At 44.5% G+C, this 18294-nt stretch carries 18 protein-coding genes; 7 read left to right on the top strand and 11 right to left on the bottom strand.

What is annotated here, in order from left to right:
- Window positions 1-47: 47 nt before the first annotated feature.
- A complete protein-coding gene (locus tag BCU57_RS19655) occupies window positions 48-329 on the bottom strand; it encodes a DUF1145 domain-containing protein (RefSeq protein ID WP_102440143.1) in 282 nt (93 codons plus the stop codon).
- Window positions 330-366: 37 nt separating this feature from the next.
- The gene (gene rsmD / locus BCU57_RS19650) at window positions 367-954 is read right to left on the bottom strand and encodes a 16S rRNA (guanine(966)-N(2))-methyltransferase RsmD (protein WP_102440144.1); all 588 of its coding nucleotides are present in this window, start codon (window positions 952-954) and stop codon (window positions 367-369) included.
- 178 nt (window positions 955-1132) lie between these two features.
- Here rsmD and ftsY point away from each other — a divergent pair, with 178 nt between their 5' ends.
- The 4 genes from ftsY (at window position 1133) to rpoH (ending at window position 5697) form a co-directional block, all read left to right on the top strand.
- Window positions 1133-2914, top strand: a complete 1782-nt coding sequence (ftsY, locus tag BCU57_RS19645; RefSeq protein WP_413211475.1) for a signal recognition particle-docking protein FtsY — start codon at window positions 1133-1135, stop codon at window positions 2912-2914.
- Between the two features lie 6 nt (window positions 2915-2920).
- Window positions 2921-3613, top strand: coding sequence for a cell division ATP-binding protein FtsE (ftsE, locus tag BCU57_RS19640; protein ID WP_076538182.1), 693 nt, complete (start codon window positions 2921-2923; stop codon window positions 3611-3613).
- Window positions 3613-4578, top strand: a complete 966-nt coding sequence (ftsX, locus tag BCU57_RS19635; protein WP_102440146.1) for a permease-like cell division protein FtsX — start codon at window positions 3613-3615, stop codon at window positions 4576-4578. The genes ftsE and ftsX overlap by 1 nt, the downstream gene beginning before the upstream one ends.
- Window positions 4579-4833: 255 nt before the next feature.
- Entirely contained in the window at window positions 4834-5697 is an 864-nt protein-coding gene (gene rpoH, locus BCU57_RS19630; RefSeq protein WP_102440147.1) for an RNA polymerase sigma factor RpoH, read from the top strand.
- A gap of 125 nt (window positions 5698-5822) precedes the next feature.
- On the opposite strand, the gene menE is transcribed toward rpoH, so the two are convergent.
- The 5 genes from menE to BCU57_RS19605 all read right to left on the bottom strand — a co-directional run bounded on the left by menE (window position 5823) and on the right by BCU57_RS19605 (window position 11676).
- The gene (menE, locus tag BCU57_RS19625; protein ID WP_102440148.1) at window positions 5823-7391 is read right to left on the bottom strand and encodes an o-succinylbenzoate--CoA ligase; all 1569 of its coding nucleotides are present in this window, start codon (window positions 7389-7391) and stop codon (window positions 5823-5825) included.
- A gap of 1 nt (window position 7392) precedes the next feature.
- A complete protein-coding gene (menC, locus tag BCU57_RS19620) occupies window positions 7393-8553 on the bottom strand; it encodes an o-succinylbenzoate synthase (protein WP_241903580.1) in 1161 nt (386 codons plus the stop codon).
- A gap of 11 nt (window positions 8554-8564) precedes the next feature.
- Window positions 8565-9335, bottom strand: a complete 771-nt coding sequence (menH, locus tag BCU57_RS19615; RefSeq protein WP_102440149.1) for a 2-succinyl-6-hydroxy-2,4-cyclohexadiene-1-carboxylate synthase — start codon at window positions 9333-9335, stop codon at window positions 8565-8567.
- A complete protein-coding gene (gene menD, locus BCU57_RS19610; RefSeq protein WP_102440150.1) occupies window positions 9335-11062 on the bottom strand; it encodes a 2-succinyl-5-enolpyruvyl-6-hydroxy-3-cyclohexene-1-carboxylic-acid synthase in 1728 nt (575 codons plus the stop codon). Before menD ends, menH begins: the two co-directional genes overlap by 1 nt.
- A 179-nt stretch (window positions 11063-11241) precedes the next feature.
- Window positions 11242-11676: an Lrp/AsnC family transcriptional regulator gene (locus BCU57_RS19605; RefSeq protein WP_102440151.1), complete on the bottom strand. Its 435-nt coding sequence runs from the start codon at window positions 11674-11676 to the stop codon at window positions 11242-11244.
- 140 nt (window positions 11677-11816) lie between these two features.
- Between BCU57_RS19605 and yjeH the strand changes: the two genes are divergently transcribed.
- The gene (gene yjeH, locus BCU57_RS19600; RefSeq protein WP_102440152.1) at window positions 11817-13091 is read left to right on the top strand and encodes an L-methionine/branched-chain amino acid transporter; all 1275 of its coding nucleotides are present in this window, start codon (window positions 11817-11819) and stop codon (window positions 13089-13091) included.
- A gap of 58 nt (window positions 13092-13149) precedes the next feature.
- Here the strand turns inward: yjeH and BCU57_RS19595 are convergent, their stop codons facing one another.
- Both BCU57_RS19595 and BCU57_RS19590 read right to left on the bottom strand, forming a co-directional pair.
- Window positions 13150-13599, bottom strand: a complete 450-nt coding sequence (locus BCU57_RS19595; RefSeq protein WP_102440153.1) for a TerB family tellurite resistance protein — start codon at window positions 13597-13599, stop codon at window positions 13150-13152.
- A 133-nt stretch (window positions 13600-13732) separates the two neighbouring features.
- Complete coding sequence (locus BCU57_RS19590) at window positions 13733-14272, bottom strand: DUF2780 domain-containing protein (protein ID WP_102440154.1); 540 nt, start codon at window positions 14270-14272, stop codon at window positions 13733-13735.
- Window positions 14273-14452: 180 nt separating this feature from the next.
- On the opposite strand from BCU57_RS19590, the gene BCU57_RS19585 reads away from it, so the two are divergent.
- Together BCU57_RS19585 and BCU57_RS19580 are read left to right on the top strand one after the other, a co-directional pair.
- The gene (locus tag BCU57_RS19585) at window positions 14453-15196 is read left to right on the top strand and encodes a hypothetical protein (protein ID WP_102440155.1); all 744 of its coding nucleotides are present in this window, start codon (window positions 14453-14455) and stop codon (window positions 15194-15196) included.
- 35 nt (window positions 15197-15231) lie between these two features.
- Window positions 15232-16635: a tetratricopeptide repeat protein gene (locus BCU57_RS19580; protein WP_102440156.1), complete on the top strand. Its 1404-nt coding sequence runs from the start codon at window positions 15232-15234 to the stop codon at window positions 16633-16635.
- Window positions 16636-16714: 79 nt separating this feature from the next.
- Here the strand turns inward: BCU57_RS19580 and BCU57_RS19575 are convergent, their stop codons facing one another.
- Window positions 16715-17059: a hypothetical protein gene (locus tag BCU57_RS19575; protein ID WP_102440157.1), complete on the bottom strand. Its 345-nt coding sequence runs from the start codon at window positions 17057-17059 to the stop codon at window positions 16715-16717.
- Between the two features lie 226 nt (window positions 17060-17285).
- Window positions 17286-18263, bottom strand: a complete 978-nt coding sequence (locus BCU57_RS19570; RefSeq protein ID WP_102440158.1) for a LysR family transcriptional regulator — start codon at window positions 18261-18263, stop codon at window positions 17286-17288.
- Between the last annotated feature and the right edge of the window lie 31 nt (window positions 18264-18294).

Genomic DNA, 18294 nt, shown 5'->3' with positions numbered 1-18294 from the left:
CGCCTAGGCGAGGTTTTTTTATGGCTGAATTTCTTTAAATCTAACGGCTACTCGGCTTTATCAAGCTCTAGTACTTTTTGTCGGTATTCAAGTAAACCGAAAACACCAAAAAAATACACTTTAAGATAATCAACAAAAGATAACTTAAGTAAGCTGCTAAACATGGTGTTGAAAATAAGTAATTGGAAAAAATGCATTATTACAGTGATAAAAAATAAGATATTTAACACTATGCTGACTTGGCCTTCAAACGGCATAAATAAGTTATAAAACATTACTAACCACATGATTAAAGTTAGACTTTTACCACCGATAATAAAAAATTTCATGGGTATCCTCTATTAGATTTGTTGCTTGTTTGAATTGCTATTCATCAAGCTGATATTGAAATAAGCGATAGGTTACCTGACCGGCATTTTTTTGCTTGAGCTCAACCCAATTGTTTGGGATCGCTAGCTGGGTTAAATCTGATTCAGTTTCTAGGTAAATTAATGCATTCGCATTTAACCAGTTATGCTCAGCTAATAACGCCATAGTGGTATTGGCCAGCCCTTTACGAAATGGTGGGTCAACAAACACAATATCAAAGCCTTTATCGTTATTCAGACCTTGTTTTAGCAATGCCAGACTGTCGCCACTGATGACATCGGCATTGTCACATTTTAAGGTTTGTAAGTTTTGCCTTAACTGTTTGGCCGCATTGCTCTGCAGTTCGCAAATACGGGCATAACTGGCGTAACGTGATAAGGCTTCAAGACTTAGGGCGCCGCTGCCAGCAAAACAATCTAATACCCTTGCTCCTCTGATATCGCTAGCAAGCCAATTAAACAAGGTTTCACGGACGCGATCTGTGGTTGGTCGTAACCCTTCTAAATCATGAATAGGTAGCTTTCGTGAACGCCATTGCCCTGAAATGATCCTGACTTGGCCGCTTGCGGACTTATTTTTGGACATTTTGCCCTCGTGATTTTGCCTGAACAAAGAAAGTGGTAGACTATGCAACCAATTAGAATACTCGATATTTTATACCAAACTGCTGTTTAAAGGTGAGGATTCCTTTTAACAAGTTTAGTATTGATGACTCGAGAAAACTTCTCCGAATTTTATCGCTCATTTAGCATTGGTAGTAGACATGGCAAAGAAAGGTTTTTTTTCGTGGTTTCGTAAAGACAAAACCAAAGAGCAAGAGCGTGTTGCACAAGAGCAACGTATCGCAGAAGAGCAAGCTGCAGAGGCTTTGGCAAAAGAACAGGCCATTGCTGCTGAAGAAGCGGAGCGATTAGCTGAACAAGAACGCGCCGCAGAAGCTGAACGTATAGCAGAGCAACAGCGCTTAGCTGAAGAGTTACGTCTTGCAGAAGCCGAACAGGCGCGTATTGCAGTAGAGGCAGAGCGTATAGCCGAGCAAGAGCGCTTAGCTGAAGAGTTACGTCTTGCAGAAGCCGAACAGGCACGTATTGCAGCAGAGGCAGAACGTATAGCTGAGCAAGAGCGCTTAGCTGAAGAGTTACGTCTTGCTGAAGCGGAAGAAGAGCGTATTGCTGCAGAAGCAGAACATGTTGCAGAGCAACAGCGTTTAATTGAAGAGCGAAGCCTAGCAGAAGCCGAAGAAGCACACCTTGCAGCTAAAGCTGAACGTGAAGCCGAGCAACAACGTTTAGCGGTTGAGCAGCAGAAATTAGCTGAAGAGCAACGCCTTGTCGAAGCAGAAGAGGCGCGTATTACAGCAGAAGCTGAACGTGTAGCAGAGCTGCAACGTTTGGAGGCAGAAAAACAAAGGTTAGCAGAAGAGCGAAGCCTTGCTGAGGCTGAAGAACAAGCTCGTCTAGCTGCAGAAGCCGAAGCAGCGCGTATTGCACTAGAAGCTGAACGTGCAGCAGAGCAGCAGCGTCTTGCTGACCAAGAACAAGCTCGATTGGCAGCAGAAGCCGAAGCGGCTGACGTTGAGCAAGAGCAAGTGGATGAGCCTCAGGCTAAACCGGTAAAAGAGGGCTTATTTGCCCGCTTAAAGCGTGGATTACTGCGAACCAGTGAAAACATTGGTAGCGGCTTTATGGGGATCTTCCGCGGTAAAAAAATTGACGATGACTTATTCGAAGAACTCGAAGAGCAATTATTGATTGCCGATGTGGGCGTCGAAACCACCACTCGCCTGATTGATAATTTGACCTCACAAGCATCACGTAAGCAACTTAAAGATGCCGAAGCGCTATATGATTTATTACGAGACGAATTACAAACTATTCTCGATCCAGTGGCAGTCCCTTTAGTGCCTGAAAATGCAGACGGCCCATTTGTTATTTTAATGGTCGGCGTCAATGGCGTGGGTAAAACTACCACCATTGGTAAGTTAGCAAAACAGTATCAAAAACAAGGCAAATCTGTCATGTTAGCGGCTGGTGATACCTTCCGTGCAGCAGCCGTTGAGCAATTACAGGTTTGGGGACAACGTAATGACATCCCAGTGATTGCCCAACATACCGGCGCAGACAGTGCCTCGGTATTATTTGATGCATTACAAGCTGCCAAAGCGCGTAATGTTGACGTACTGATTGCCGATACGGCAGGGCGTTTACAAAATAAGAGTCATTTGATGGAAGAGCTGAAAAAAGTTGTTCGCGTCATGAAAAAATTAGACCCTAATGCGCCTCACGAGGTGATGCTAACGCTAGATGCAAGTACCGGGCAAAATGCCATTAGCCAGGCGCAGTTATTCCAAGAAGCCGTTGGGGTAACGGGGATCACCATTAGTAAATTAGATGGTACTGCAAAAGGTGGGGTTATTTTCGCCATTGCTGATAAGTTTAATATTCCGATCCGACACATAGGTGTTGGTGAGCAAATTGATGACTTACGTACTTTTAATTCCAGCGATTTCATCGAAGCATTATTTAGTCAGGAAAAGGCAGAATAGTCATTTATGATCCAGTTTGAGCAAGTCAGTAAGATTTATCCGGGTGGCCAAAAAGCACTCTCAGAAGTTAATTTTCACCTCCAACAAGGGGAAATGGCCTTTTTAACCGGACATTCTGGCGCAGGTAAAAGTACCTTGCTCAAATTGATCACTGTGATTGAGCGAGCCAGTGCCGGTAAAGTATCGATTAATGGTCATGATATTGCCAAGTTAGGGAAAAAGCATGTGCCGTATTTACGTCGCAATATCGGCATGATTTTTCAAAACCACCACTTATTAATGGATAAAAGCGTATTTGATAATATTGCGCTGCCATTAGTGATTGAAGGCTTCTCCCACGGCGAGATCCGCAAAAGAGTTGCTGGCGCACTCGACATGGTGGGGCTGTATGGCAAAGAGCGTCATTTACCCATCATGCTATCTGGCGGTGAGCAACAACGTGTTGGTATTGCCCGCGCCATTGTCAACAAACCGCCTTTATTACTGGCCGATGAACCCACAGGTAACTTAGATCCTAAGTTATCGATGGATATCTTAAGATTATTCGAAACCTTCCATGATTCTGGCACTAGCGTGCTGATTGCCACCCATGACTTAGGCTTGATTGCCCGGATGAAATACCGCACCTTAACCCTGCGTCAGGGCAAAATGCTTGGCAATGACGAGCTCTATTCTGCGACCACAGAAGGGCAAGTATAATGACCAGAAAAGTTAAAATTACCGCCAGTAAGCTGCCTTTTACGGGTCGAGTAGTGATGTTTTTTGTGCGCCACATTCAGCAAGCAATGGCGAGTGTGGGCGAGCTGTGGCGCAACCCGGTGTCCTCTGTGATGACCATGGCGGTACTTGGGGTGAGCTTAAGCTTACCTGCAGCTTTGCAAGTACTGGTTAAAAATGCCGAGAACATCACCCAGTCATGGAATAATGCTGCTGAAATATCGTTATTTATTAACGAAGGCCGCAGTGAGCAATCTATTCAAAATTTAATCCGCCGTATTAATGTATACGCTGAAGTTGATGCGGTTGACTATATAAACCGCGAGCAAGCGCTAGAAGAGTTTCAGCGCTTATCAGGCTTTGGCGAAGCATTATCTTACCTTGATAGTAACCCGTTGCCAGCCGTGGTGGTGGTAACACCTTTGGCGCGTCACTCGAGCCCTGAAGGGGCAAGACAACTATTAGTAAAGCTTGAGCGTGAGCCTGAAGTGAGCTTTGGCCGTTTAGATATTGAATGGCTTGAGCGCCTGCAAGCCATGGTCAGGTTAATTGAGCGCACGGTACTCGCCATTGCTGCGTTATTGGTATTAGCAGTGGTGTTAGTGATTGGCAATACTATTCGCTTAGCCATTATGAATCGCCGTACTGAAATTGAAGTCATGAAACTGGTCGGCGCCACAGAGTCTTTTATTCAACGGCCGTTTCTTTATACCGGTATTTGGTATGGGGTGATTGGCGGCGTGTTAGCTTGGGTTATTATCAATTTATTAGTCTGGTATCTTGATTCTGCTTTAGCTGAGTTGTTAGGTCTTTATGGTAGCCAGTTGCAAATTCAAGCCTTGAGTTTCTCTGAGCTAATTAAGTTAGTGCTACTTGCCTCGTTTTTAGGCTGGCTAGGTTCATACTTATCGGTAAGGCAGCATTTACGTGCCATTGAACCTTCTTAGGGCTTGGTTGGTATCATTTAATAGCTAAATTGATCGCGTAATAGCTAAGTTGATCGCGGCTTTGATGAATTTTTATTAACTTGTAATCGATGTGTTTTCAGTCGAGTATCAATTAGCACAAAAAATGTGCACCAACTAATCTGGTCGCCATGTTGACATATGTCGCCATATCATAGATAGTTCACAAGCTATTGCCGCCAGCTAGCTGTATAATGAGCAATAGACCGTTTTAATGTTGTTAATGTAGGAGCGCCAATGGCCTTTCAATCGCAATCTATGTCACTTACTGTCCCTAGAGGTAGTAGCAGCTTAGAAGCTTATATGCAGTCAGTCACAGGCATCGAAATGCTTGGGGCCGAAGAAGAGCATGAGTTAGCCAAGCGTTTGCAAGAAACTGGCGATCTACAAGCGGCAAAAAAACTGATTATGTCGCACCTGCGCTTTGTAGTGCATGTGGCTAAAGGTTATTCAGGATATGGTTTGCCACAGGCGGACCTTATTCAAGAAGGCAACATTGGTTTGATGAAAGCGGTAAAACGTTTTGATCCTGGTGTTGGTGTGCGCTTGGTGTCTTTTGCTGTGCATTGGATTAAAGCTGAAATTCATGAATACGTGCTTAAAAACTGGCGTATTGTGAAAGTTGCCACCACCAAAGCGCAACGTAAATTATTCTTCAACATTCGTAAAACCAAAAAGCGTTTAGGCTGGTTTAGTGATGAAGAAGTCGGCATGGTTGCCGAAAACCTTGGGGTGTCTAAAAAAGACGTCACTGAGATGGAGTCGCGTATGGCGGCTCAAGATCCTGCATTTGATTTAGCCAGCGACAATGATGATGACAGCGGTGTGGATTTTGCCCCAGTTCATTATTTAGAAGATCATTCTTCCGATGTTGCACTTGAAGTTGAAAATCAAAATTGGGAGTCAGACTCTCAAGCGCGTTTATTCTCGGCAATTAAAACCCTTGATGAACGTAGCCAACATATTTTAAGAGCGCGTTGGTTAGATGATGACAAGACAACACTACAAGAATTAGCCGCTACTTACCAAGTGTCTGCAGAGCGCATTAGACAGCTTGAAAAGAATGCCATGACCAAGCTTAAATCTTGTATGGAAATCTAACTTAGCCTCGGGTTGATTCACTTCAATCTCGCTAAAAACTAAAACCTGCTACGGCAGGTTTTTTTGTGGCTAAAAATTAGCTTTCAACTAAAGCTGTTATTAGCTGAAAGCCGTGATAAAACAGCCTAAAGTGAGTCGAGGTTATATTGGCTCTTAACCGCAGCAATGATCTGTTTGCGAGGTATTTTTAAACTGGCGGACTCAATATTATCGGGCCAAGGGTAATAGTGACGCGGGCGCTTAAAGCGAGCGATAAACTTTAATAGCAGTGCTTCAATGCTGCCAATAACCTCGGTTGTTAGCTGGGCTTGGGGAGCTTTAAATTGAATAATTGCTGCTGGTAGCAAGCTAAATTTAGCATCATATTGGCCAAACACAATGGCCTGAGCGATATCAGGGTGAGCCCTTAAGGCGGCTTCAATTTCTTCTGGGTGAATATTTTCACCACCACAGATAAACATATTGTCTACGCGGCCCAGTAAATGTAACTGACCTTGGTCATCAAATTGGCCTTGGTCATTAGTGCAAAACCAACCGTTCTCATCAACAGGACGCTCAAGTATGGGCTCTGCTCGCTGCTGTGAAGCGCTTAGGGTGTGATCAGGGCTTGCTTGTAAATAGCCTAAAAATAAACATGGGCCTTTGACCCAAATTACCCCATCAACTAGCTTTAATTGCCGCTGTGGCAGCGCTGTACCTAAATGATTAGCGCTATTAATGGCCGCGGTAGTGATTTGTGAACTCATCTCTGACATGCCGTAACTGCAAAAAGCGCTGATGTGTAACTGAGCTAGCTGTTTAACCAGTAGCAGATCGATCGCGCCGCCACCGAGCAATAAGGCTTTTACATGTTTAAGTACTGTCGCATCAGTGTCTAAAATCTGGCTTAGCTGGGCAGATACTAACGATAAGTGGCTTAATGGCGTTTGGGCTAATTGCTTAACAAGAGGCTGCTCGGTACTGAGTACTATGGTGGCAGCGGCGATGGCGCAGCGATTAACAATGGCGAGGCCGCCAATATGAAATAGCGGTAATGATAATAACCAGCTATCCCCTTTATCTAGGTTGATATTTTCAGCTGAGCCTTTGGCGCTAGCAATATGATTACTAAGGCTATGAACCACTCCTTTTGGGGTGCCACTTGATCCAGAGGTCAGAATAACATTCACTGGCTGGCTAGCGTCGATAGCGAAGGGCCTGAGTGGCTTACTGGTATTTAGGTTAAGCTTAAATGTCACCTCAGTTGTGATAGGTTGCGGCTGTGCCTGTGTGGCTAATACTGATGCTAATTGCGGTGTTAAATCAGCCTCAGACCAATAGTAATTGATGTTAAAACGCAGGCATAGTTGGCTTATTTGCGCAGCAGGAAAACGGGGTGATATCGGAAAAAATAATGCCCCTAAATCAATACAGGCCCAATACAGGCAAATCATTTCCAGATTATTACGACTAATGCAGGCCAGTCGATGATTTTTTGTAACCCCTTGGCCGCTAAGTTGCTGCGCCAATGCTAATACCAGCTGACTTAACTGAGCATAGCTAATGGCGGTTTGGGTATCGTTACTCGCAGTTGATGCACTGGCGGTTTTATTGAAACCCGCTGTGAGCTCAGCGGCGCTATTCGGTAAGATGATTGCCACTGCATTTGGATGTTCAATAGCAGTTTGGTGCAGCGGCGATATCATGTTATTCATATTAATGCTCGCTATCGGCAATAAGGGTCGATGCTTGATTGAGATCAGCGTCTTGATTGATCGTCGCTTCAGAAATCGTTTCGCGCTGCAGTAGCACACAAACCGCTTTATTCAGTTGGCCTTGCTTATCAATAAGCGGTTCACTAAAGCTTGATAGGGTATCGAGTCCTGGGGTTTCATCTGGAGTCAGCATATAGCTTAATTTAGCCAAGTCATTAATCCCAAGGTTTGCCTCTAAACTTGAGCTTAAAATGCAGCGCACGCCATGGCTATTGGCCGTGGTAATTAACCCTGTTAATTGATTAATGCTGCCTATGATGGTGGGTTTAATTACCAGCGCGGTTAGACCTTCAAGCATGTCAAATTGATACTTGCTGTCGTTTAAGCTTTCATCTAAAGCAAAAGGAATTTTAAGGGCTTGGTAAACCTGTTGGTTTTCTGCTGGGGTTTTACATGGCTCTTCAATATATTCAATGGCCGCTTTAGGCAAACACGCTAGAAACTCAATGGCTTGCTCAGGTGTAAAGCCTTGGTTGGCATCTAAACGGAGTTTAAGCTTTGGATTAAGCTCAAGTATTTGATGAATATATTTTATTTCCTGCTCGATACTGGCTTGGGCGACTTTCACTTTAACTGAGTAGCTGCGTTTATCTAATTGGGCCAGTTTTGCTCGTAACTTATTGAGATCTGAGTCTGGTTGATAATAGAAAAGGCCAATTTTACTTTGCATTGATTGAGCATAATCATATTGGGGATGATCAAACCCGCCATCAAGCTTAAGGGCTAATAAACTTAAGCCAAATGCAGCGGATGGATAAAGCTCAGCAGATGCCAATATCTCATTAATTTGAGTAAGGCTACTGCCTATTAAGCGTGGTAATAGGGTGGTGAGTTGTTCGATAACTGCGTCAAGTGATTCATGACTAAAACCGCTGAGCGCCACGCCTTCAATGTCAGTGCCAGACAGTGGCGCTATTTCAACAAAGCTTTGTTGGCCGCTAGTTAGACTTGCTGCAATGACTAAGCCGTGGCGGATATCAATACGTTGTTTAGCTACGGGTAAATGGGGCGCCAAGTTAATTTGATAACGATATAACTCAAGCTGACTAATACGTGGGGCATTCATTAAAACCTGGTTATTATTACTGTTAGCGGTTGCCATGAATGATGTCCTTAAGGGGTTAAAAGTTGGATGATCCTAGCGGCAAACATCTTAGGTTGCGCTTTATGGATATTGTGACCGCAATGAGCAATGGTGACTGTGTTAAGTTGCAGTTTTTGCTGCCACTGCTGGGCAAGTTGACTGAACTTACTGTCTTGTTCTCCCACTAACAGGTAGGCGGGGCAGTGTAATTGCTTCAGCACTTTTTCGCCATTTTGTTGTAACCCTAGCGAGGTACTTTTAAAACAGTGCAGCAGCGCTTGGGGATTGTTTTTACTGCGAATCGCAATCAGGTTTTTTCTAGCGTCCGTGGTTAAATTAGCAAATACTGGCTGTTGATACCATTGCTCGAGAAAGTCTCTAATAGGTTCGACGGCGAGCTTATCGGCCCACTTTTGATCGTGCTTGAGGCGTGCTTGTTTGTCGCGGCTGCTGGTTAAGCCTAAGTGCGCTGACTCCAGCAATAAACTTAATACTGCTTTGGGGTAAAGCTTGGCAATGTGCAGTGCAATACGGCCACCTAATGAATAACCTAACAAATGAAATTGGCTATAACCGAGCTGGATGACTTTATCGACAATAGACTGCGCCGCCGTTTCAAAGCCTGGGGTTGGCAATTCTAGCTGATTGTCACCATGGCCTGGTAAGTCGATACAGATACAGTGAAAGTGCTGACTTAAAATCTGTAAGCTTGCTTGCCAGTCTTCTTTTGACCCCAAAAAACCATGCAATAATACCAGTGCTGGTAAATTGGTGTCGCCAAAACGATTAATTATTGGCATTAGTGCTGCCTCACCCATTGTCCGATGAGTTTAATCTGATCGCTGGCCTGAGTTGGGCTGACATTCACTTCAATGACTGAGGTGCCTGCATATCCCATCGCATCGGCGTAGGCTTCATTAAAACTCGTTAAACTATCCACTTGATTATAGGCCAGACCAAACATGGCTGCTGCGTAGCCAAATTCTAAGCCATGGCTTAAGCGGTAATATTGCTCTCGAACGGCATCATTGGGTACCGGCAGCAGGTTAAAGATATTACCGCCGTCATTGTTTAAAATCACAATCACAAACGGGCTGTTAACGTGTTTGGTCATCGCCAGTGAGTTTAAGTCGTGCAAACTGGAAATATCCCCAATAAGCAAGGTGGTAGGCTGATTATTGGCTAATGCCACCCCAGTTGCGGTAGCGATTAAGCCATCAATACCCGATGCGCCGCGGTTAGTATAAATATCGGGTAGCTCGCAAATGATTGGTGCATACATATCGTATAAGCGTATTGGCAAGCTATTACCAATAAACCATTGATGTGATGCGCTTTGCTGCTGAGCGATATGCCGAACCACTTGCGGCTCACCAAAACTACTTTGATCAATATGCTGCGTCAGTAATGCTTCAATGTTTTGATTGTGCTCAACTAAGCTTAACGCCCAATTAGCTGCAGAGGAACGAGGCCAATTGATATTGCACATGGCAGTGATACTGGCTTGCCAAATTCGTTTTGATTGATGGTTTGGATCCAGTCGTTGCTGGTTTGCTAATACCTGCCAATAGCTATGCCATTGATGATTAGCAATAAAGCTGATTAAACGCTTAGAGATAAAGCGGCCACCAAACACCAAAATGCGGTCAGCTTGTTCAATAAATTTACTGGCTTTAGGATTTAGCAGCAGTTGATCGATATGGCCAATAACACTGGGGTGCTGCCTCAGTTGTGATTGCGCGTCGGCGACTATTGGCCAACCCAGTTTTTGAGATAATTCAATAATTTGCTTTGGGTTTTCTTGGGGGGATAAGGTTCCCGCCACAATGATCCCTTTGCCGTGTGCAAAACGCATCATAGTGTCTTGGCTAGGCAGATTGGTTTGAGCTAACTGGCCGTAATCCGTGTAAGGGTGAGAGTGGTTTAACCATGGCGTAATTGGCGTTACATAATCACTCATTGATTGGGCTAATTGCCCTAGGCTTTGAAGCTCTGTGGGATACAGAGGCTCTCGGTACATGCAATTGACATGTACTGGCTGGGTTAAATTTGCCACTGCTTCATCAATGGTGGTGAGCAAGGTATTAGGGCTGATGGCAAGATCCGGCGTCGGTAAATTCACTTGCTTAGCGTAATCAGCAAAAATGGCGGGCTGATTAATGGCTTGGTTAGCGCCGCAGCCAATGAGTTCAGGCGGCCTGTCGCCAGTTAAAATAATCAGCGGCACCTGAGTAAGCCAAGCTTCAATAATGGCGGGATACAGATTCGCCACCGCAGTGCCAGAAGTGGTGATGATGGCCACCGGGCTGTGACTGGCTTTAGCTAAGCCCAGCGCCATGAAACCCAGCCCACGTTCGTCAAAATGAAGGTGAGATTGCAAGCTTGACTGCGCCGCTGCGGCTAAGGTTAATGGGGTTGAGCGAGAGCCTGGCGCCATACAAACATGTTTAACACCCAGTCTGGCTAACTCTTCTAAAATGAGTGCGCCCCAAAGTAAATTGATGTCAGATGTCGGCTGTGATTGCATGTTGATAAACCTAATAGAAAACCAGTTACTAAGAAGTGTAACGCTATCAAGCTGCTATATCTAAGATTTCGGTTGGAAAATTATAAAAAGCTAGCTTGATAAGCTAAAAATAGCGCCAGTAAAGGGGAACAGATAAATTGCTACAATTCAAGCTAGCGACTTTGATTTAACCTAATAGCCTAATTACTGGGCTGGTTATTAATCCATTCACTCATCACCACGTGGGTTTTGATTTTAACGATATCGGCTTGGGCATCAATGTATTCCCGAATTTGATGTAAGCGCTTCATTGATGGGGCATTCACATACACTAATAAATCCATTTCGCCGGTAATGCCTTGGCACGTGATCACTTCAGGAATCGCGTGAAAAACATGGACTACATCAGCGCAATTAGCGCGTTCATGCTGGATTTCGAAATACGCTGAAACGCCTTCTTTTTGTGACTCGCTCAATAGCACTTGATAACCACGGATCACGCCGGTTTGTTCTAGCTTTTTGATGCGTTCAGTGACTGCGCTGCGAGATAAACTCACTTGCTCAGCAATATTTGAAATGCTTTGGCGGGCATTAAGGCGTAATGCGTTAATGATTAATTGATCGAACTTGTCCAAGGCTAACCCTCATTATGTTGGTTATTGAGCTAAATGCCGTCATTTTGTCGGTTTGTTCGGTGATCTTGCAGGTGATATGCTGCAGTTTGACAAGCGCTATCAGCTTATACTCTTACTAAATATCACTATAGATAAAGACAATGAATCAAATTACAGCAAGCATAGGGCGCTGGCAAGGCGCAGGGCTGATGGCCACCACTTTGCTGGGCACTGGGGTATTTATATTGCCACAGATGACCATAGAGGTGGCTGGGAGTGGCGCTTTACTGGCGTGGATTATACTCACAGTCGCCATATTGCCGGTGGCAGTGGTATTTGGCTTGCTGGCAAGTCGCTTCCCCCATGCCGCAGGGCCAGCTTATTTTATTGAAAAAGCCTTTGGTATCACAGCAGGGCGCACCATAGGGCTGATTTTTTTATTAGTGATCCCCATTGGCGCCCCCGCAGCCATTTTAATGACCTTTCAATTTATGGATGCGCTGGTTGCTATAACAGGTTGGGGGCAATTGGCCGCCGAAATCGCCATTGTTGCTGTGTTATTGCTGCTTAATTATCGCGGCATTCAAGTGTCTGCCAAATTACAGTTTGGGCTAACACTGGCCATTGTGGCTGTAGTGACTGTGCTATTTGGCAGCAGCGGCGCCAACCTTGGGCAATTAACCTCGCTCTCTGCAGTCGCTAAACCAGAAGCGGCGAGCGTGATGTTAGCCATGGGCATCGGTTTTTGGAGCTTTTTAGGCATAGAAGCCATGACCCATTTAGCCAATGACTTTCGCGACCCGAAAAAAGATATGTTACCAGCAATGATGTTAGGCACTGTGTTGGTGGGGATTATTTATCTGGTGTGCACCTTGTTGTTATTAATTGTGCCAGCTGAAGCTGAGGGCCTTGCAATGGTGCATGCTTTTAATCAGCTATTGAGCGGTTTGGGTGTGCCTGCCATTGGGGCGCAAGTTATCGGTGTATTAGGCATAGCAAGTGGCTTGGCAACGGTAAATGTATATTGTGCCAGTGCAGCGCGGCTACTTTGGAGTTTTAGCCAGCAAGGAATATTGCCCAAGTATTTTGAAAAATTGAACTCATACGGCGTACCTTTGCGGGCATTGGTGACCATTTTAGTGACTATGGTGATGGTTATTGTACTGACATTTATCACTGAGCAGAAACTTGAAGATCTGATTGCCTGGAGTAATGGGGTGTTTGTGATTATCTATTTATTAACCATGTTGTCAGCGGCAAAGTTACTCAGTAAAGCTTACTTACCTTTGGTGGTGGCGGGCTGTGTATTTTGTATTGGAGTGGGCTACGCACTCGCTGAGAATATGTGGTATTCGTGCATCTTAGTGCTGACCGTTGCGCCCTTCATCTATTGGCAGAAAAATCATTTAACTCGTAAGGCGCTAATAAGTGATTAGCTATAAGAGCTTAATTTTGTGAGGCTACCTCGACGCGAGTTAGGCCCTCAAAGAGCCCTTAACGTTGCTCCATGGCGATATTACGCATTTGAATAACTTCACTGTGCTTTAAATGCAGCAAATCTGCGGTGCGGCGAATTATTTGATCTTCATTGCGGCACAGTTTGCCGTCGGAGTAGGCAAGCTTCCACATCCCCAGTAACAGTTTCTGTTTTTGGGCGATGGAGCATTGGGCGTTTATTTCAGCGGTAAACTCGTACAATGAGGTGGCATTGCCTTGAATCAATTTGGCTTCAGCGATGAGCTCATCAGCGGCTTGCAGAGTCAAACCGAGATTCTTAGTGAGCATAGCTGGCAACATGGCCACCTCTTGCTCATCAAGGGTTTCATCTGCGTACATGACTTCAAGTAATAAACTGGCAGCAGCGAGATTAAGCTGACGCGCTTGATCTTCTGGGGTGGTCGCTTGGGTATGGGATTGTAAGAACTGTTTTAATTTAGCAATCATATTGCCTCCAATAAACAAAACGATGTATGAAGCTGTGTCAGCCTATGTGATGACTTTAGCTTAACAGAGACAATAATGCCGAGCGAATGGCTCGGCATTAATTAAAATTAATCCATTAACGATACCGCAAATGTTACATGATTGAACCAAGGCCTTTCATCAACATATCAACTGTGCCTTCAGAGCCGTTGCTTTCTAGATAAGACTTGGCAATATCGACCATAGGCGCCACGTATTCTTTTTTAATTCCAAGTGCTTCAAAGGTGTCATATACCATGCTCGCGCCTTCAAGTGACTTACCAATATCACCAGCTTGAGACAATAACCCTGTCATACCTGAATCTGAAGATAGTGCTGGCACTGCTGCCAATAGCGCATCAGTACCGGGAATGCTATCTGAAATTTGGCTAAAGTCTGAATCGCCCAAGTTAGATTGCGCTAAGCTTAGCAATGCCCCTAAACCACCTTCAGCTTGCTGCTGGTTTAACCCCAGCTGTGACATGACATTACCAACTAAATCAGTTGATTGTGCATCAGCAACCGCTTCAGTAGCGGCGACGGTTTCAACTTTTTCTTCATCACTACCAAAAATGTTATCTAACCATCCAGCTTGAGCGGGTGTGGTGACTGCAAATGCGGTTAATAAAAGGCTTACTGCGGGAGTCATTTTCATTGTGGCCGTCCTGTAGGTAATAATAATTGGATACTTTGGTTAACATTGTAACGCTATTAACAAAATTGTGACAATTGATTTAGGGAACTTCAGTCTAATGACGATATCAATTGTGCAAAAAACTGCTTTTTTCGGTATCCTTAGCAGTATATTTATCTTTTTTTGATTATTGGAACCCTCATGTCATTGTCTGCAATTTTGACTGAAGCATATAATTTCTTTCGTAACCACATTGTACAATTAGCATCATTAACAGTACCGTTGCTGCTACTCCAAGTCGTGATCCAATTATGGTTAGGCAGTGAACTGGCAGCCCAGGCAGAAGTAGAAGTACCACAATTTGGTGCAATGCATGGCGCTGCGATGATGGCGTTATTGCTGATTTTTTCACTGTTGATTTCGGCGCTAACCTTGTACCTAGAGGTGCGATCTCGTGGTCATGAAGTGACCCCTGGGATGATATTGAAAAACAGCTTCACTTTCGTGCCGCCGCTATTATTAGCTGGGGTGTTTTCTGGTTTAGCTATTTTAGCGCCGGTAATGCTGTTTGCTGTGTTTGGGCCGTTTTGGGTTGTAGGTTTGGCGATAAGCTTCTATTTATTTGCCCGTTTAGCTTACGTAAACTTTATGGTGATTGTAGAGCGCCTAACGCCACTAGAAGCCATTAAGAACAGCTTTAAGTTTTCATCTCCTATTGTGCTGAAAACAATGGCTATTTTGATGATGTATATTCCATTGTCATTAGTGGGCGGTACGGTATTATCTCTCGCTGAATTTGGCGGTTTTCCACTACAGGTGATCATCGACACTGTATTCGCATTCTTAGGCCTGTTTGTAAACGTGGCTTTATTCAGATTGTATATGGTTAATCGCAGCACTGATGTTAGCGAAGATGATACCAACAGCGATCATACCGAAATCTAATTAAGTGAGTTGATAGCCTTGAGGAGTTGCCCGAAGTGTTAAATGATATTGAGCTGATAGGCAGCTTCTCTCCTGACATTGTTGAAGATTACACTAAAGCCAAGAGCTATGTGCGAGATATTCCCACCCAGGCTTTGGTGTTTGTCAGAAGTTTTACCCATCAAGTTACTGCGTTAATCGCGGCTAAGCAGTCGCTAAAATTCACTAGCCCCAATTTATATGATCGCATCGAGCAGTTAAATCGCATGCGCTTGATTGATGTGCCTACGACGCGCGCGCTACATAAACTTCGTAGTGACGGTAATCGTGGCGCTCATCCTGAGAAATACCATCTAACCCAAGAGCAATTGGTTACGCTCGCTGAAAAAACCATTAAAAATAGCTTAGGGTTAATTGAGCTGCTATATCCGAAAGTCCACCAAAAAGCTGCGCCAGCATATAAATTTGAAGCTTTTGATTCTTTTGCTGGGCGAGAGTTGTGTTATCAAGCTGTCATGCATAATGATCCCCAAGCGCAATATCTGGTGGGGATGTCGCTCAAGTCAAAAGCATTAATGCAGCAAGAGCAGGAGCAATCACTGCAGCAACCTGAACTTGAACAGGCCGAGTCAATCAGCACCTTTAAACAGGCGGCTTACTGGTTTGAGCTTGCGGCAACGGCGCATCATCAAGGTTTATTTGAACACGGTGTGGCGCTACTGCATGGCTACAGTGGTCATAAAGACGCGCTAAAAGGCGAGCAAGCCATTGAGCAAGCAGCACAAGCAGGTGTGATTGAAGCTAAAGCCTTATTGGGTTATTTCTATTTAGTGGGCTCTAAGCAGTTTCCGCAGGATATGGCATTAGCCGCGAATTGGCTTGAACAGGCCGCCGTGGCAGAAAATGCAGAAGCGATGTCGAATTTGGGGGTACTGTATTATCAGCAGCAACAGTTAACCGATGCATTTGAGTGGATTAGTAAAGCCGCCCAGACAGGTTATCCCCATGCGCAATACCATTTAGCCTTAATGCTCCATAATGGTGAAGGCTGTGAGGCTGATGCTAATACCAGTGAGCATTGGTTGGCAGAAGCGGCTGAGCAAGGTCAGCTTGATGCCATGTTTGCCCGCGCGCAGCACATGTTAAATGACGATGCTGGTTTGGGTAGCGATGGCTGTTTAGCCGAGCGCTACTTACGTGATGTGATCAATTATGGCCGCAGTGTCCCTGCTATGATTGAACTGAGTGTCGCTTTGGCCGATGGCATGTTAGGCCGCATTGATGTGGTGGAATCGGCATCCTTGTTAAAGCTGGCAAAACAGCATGCGAATGAACAACAAGCTGAAATTATTGACCCCATTTGGTTGTCGCTGCAAATTCAAATTGATAATGTGATTGGGCTTAAGCCCAGTGAACAAGAGTTAAAGTCATTGCAATATGCGCAGCATATTTTGGCTTAATCGTTTCATACATCCCAGATACCAAAACACCGCCAGCTGGCGGTGTTTTCATTGGTATAGCTAAACGGTAAGCAGCTTGTTAATCAGGATTGTGCTCGAAAGTGCGACCCGTGTTGCTGGGTTTGGCTTTTCGGAACATCTCTGATTTGTAGATAGATGATTCTCGCTGCATGTTGGGATTGCTACGATAAAACTCATTTGCTTGAGACTGCTGGCTGAAAATAGGCTGCATTCTAGGGGCTAGGTATTTACGCCCTAATAAGTTCAATCCGATGAAGCTGACTAGAGCAAACATCAGTAAAAACGGTAATAACACTAACGAGGTCAACGAAATCCCGATCACTAATAGCAATGATAATAGTGGGTGAAAATTCCCTAGGCGCTGTTTTAAATTTGTTTGATTAAACATTTGGTTAAAGTTCATTGTTACTCCTAAAATAACCTTTGAACATCGTCATCAAAATAGCACTGGATGACGATGAATTTAATACTTGAAGCATGACTATCGATGATCCCAGCGCCTAGGTCACGTTAATCATGGTTAATGTTTGTGCATTTTTGCGGCAATCTGGGCAGTAATTTGAGCCAAATTTTATCGTCAGTGATTGTGTTATGAAAAATGGGCTGGCTTATATTGCAGTATTGGGCGATTAAACCTGCGTGACAGCCGTTTGTTTTATCGCTTCTTCTACACTGCCACAAATGATATTTCTTAACCAAAGGTGACCCGGCGCTTGGCTGTTGCGTTCATGCCACAGTAGTACATAGGCCATGGGCATAAACTCAAATGGTAGCGGAATTTCAACCAGTGGATAAAGTAGTGCAGCATGCCTTGCAAAGCTCGATGGCAAAGTAAAAATTAAGTCACTGTGGGCGCAAATACTGGCAGCGCCATAAAAATCTGGCACAGTAGAGCTAATACGCCGATGTAAGTTTTTCTCTGCAAGATGGTAATCCAGCGCCCACCAATCATTGCCTTCACAGCGCACCTGCACATGAGCCATTTGCAGGTACAGCTCTCTATTCCAGTGACCGGCTTTAATTTGTGCCATTAGCGGATGATCTTGGCGGATTAAGCACACTTGCCTATCTTTAAATAAGGTCTGATATTTAATCCCATCAGGCAGTTGCTCTATTTTCAAATCAGCTTGAGGATGAGTATCACGACCTGCAATGCCAAAATCGATTTGCCCCAACTGTAAGTCTTGCATCGACTTTTCAGTCCACACATAAGAGTCTAACTTTACATTGGGTGCTTCTCTTAAAATGGTGCCGATAAAATACGGTAGCAAGGTTTCGTAGGCGCTTTCGACCATGGCAAATGAAAAATGCTGGTGGCTACTGGCAGCAATAAAGCTTGGTGGCTGCACTATTTGATGCAAACTTTGCAGAAGTTGAGGTAATTGTTGGGCAAGATTTACCGCATGGGCAGTGGGCTTTAACCCATGAGCTGTACGCTGAAATAGCGGGTCGTCTAAGGTTGCCCGTAGTCGGTTAAGGCTTTTGCTTAACGCTGACTGACTTAAATGCAGGCGGTTTGCGGCGCGAGTGACCGATTGTTCTTCAAGTAAGACTTGTAGAATGACCAGCAGGTTTAAGTCTATTTTAGCGAGATTATCAATATTCATGTGATATTCCTCAAGGGAAATTTACTTAGGA

This window comes from Shewanella sp. 10N.286.48.B5, from assembly GCF_002874355.2.
Classification (GTDB): domain Bacteria; phylum Pseudomonadota; class Gammaproteobacteria; order Enterobacterales; family Shewanellaceae; genus Shewanella.
The sequence above is the reverse complement of the archived record's forward strand: the minus strand, read 5'-3'. Positions and strand labels throughout refer to the sequence as shown.

Bases quoted from the DNA above. Each gene is read 5' to 3' on its own strand.
- BCU57_RS19655 (WP_102440143.1), bottom strand. From the start codon at position 329: ATGAAATTTTTTATTATCGGTGGTAAAAGTCTAACTTTAATCATGTGG.
- rsmD (WP_102440144.1), bottom strand. From the start codon at position 954: ATGTCCAAAAATAAGTCCGCAAGCGGCCAAGTCAGGATCATTTCAGGG.
- ftsY (WP_413211475.1), top strand. From the start codon at position 1,133: ATGGCAAAGAAAGGTTTTTTTTCGTGGTTTCGTAAAGACAAAACCAAA.
- ftsE (WP_076538182.1), top strand. From the start codon at position 2,921: ATGATCCAGTTTGAGCAAGTCAGTAAGATTTATCCGGGTGGCCAAAAA.
- ftsX (WP_102440146.1), top strand. From the start codon at position 3,613: ATGACCAGAAAAGTTAAAATTACCGCCAGTAAGCTGCCTTTTACGGGT.
- rpoH (WP_102440147.1), top strand. From the start codon at position 4,834: ATGGCCTTTCAATCGCAATCTATGTCACTTACTGTCCCTAGAGGTAGT.
- menE (WP_102440148.1), bottom strand. From the start codon at position 7,391: ATGAATAACATGATATCGCCGCTGCACCAAACTGCTATTGAACATCCA.
- menC (WP_241903580.1), bottom strand. From the start codon at position 8,553: ATGGCAACCGCTAACAGTAATAATAACCAGGTTTTAATGAATGCCCCA.
- menH (WP_102440149.1), bottom strand. From the start codon at position 9,335: ATGCCAATAATTAATCGTTTTGGCGACACCAATTTACCAGCACTGGTA.
- menD (WP_102440150.1), bottom strand. From the start codon at position 11,062: ATGCAATCACAGCCGACATCTGACATCAATTTACTTTGGGGCGCACTC.
- yjeH (WP_102440152.1), top strand. From the start codon at position 11,817: ATGAATCAAATTACAGCAAGCATAGGGCGCTGGCAAGGCGCAGGGCTG.
- BCU57_RS19595 (WP_102440153.1), bottom strand. From the start codon at position 13,599: ATGATTGCTAAATTAAAACAGTTCTTACAATCCCATACCCAAGCGACC.
- BCU57_RS19590 (WP_102440154.1), bottom strand. From the start codon at position 14,272: ATGAAAATGACTCCCGCAGTAAGCCTTTTATTAACCGCATTTGCAGTC.
- BCU57_RS19585 (WP_102440155.1), top strand. From the start codon at position 14,453: ATGTCATTGTCTGCAATTTTGACTGAAGCATATAATTTCTTTCGTAAC.
- BCU57_RS19575 (WP_102440157.1), bottom strand. From the start codon at position 17,059: ATGAACTTTAACCAAATGTTTAATCAAACAAATTTAAAACAGCGCCTA.
- BCU57_RS19570 (WP_102440158.1), bottom strand. From the start codon at position 18,263: ATGAATATTGATAATCTCGCTAAAATAGACTTAAACCTGCTGGTCATT.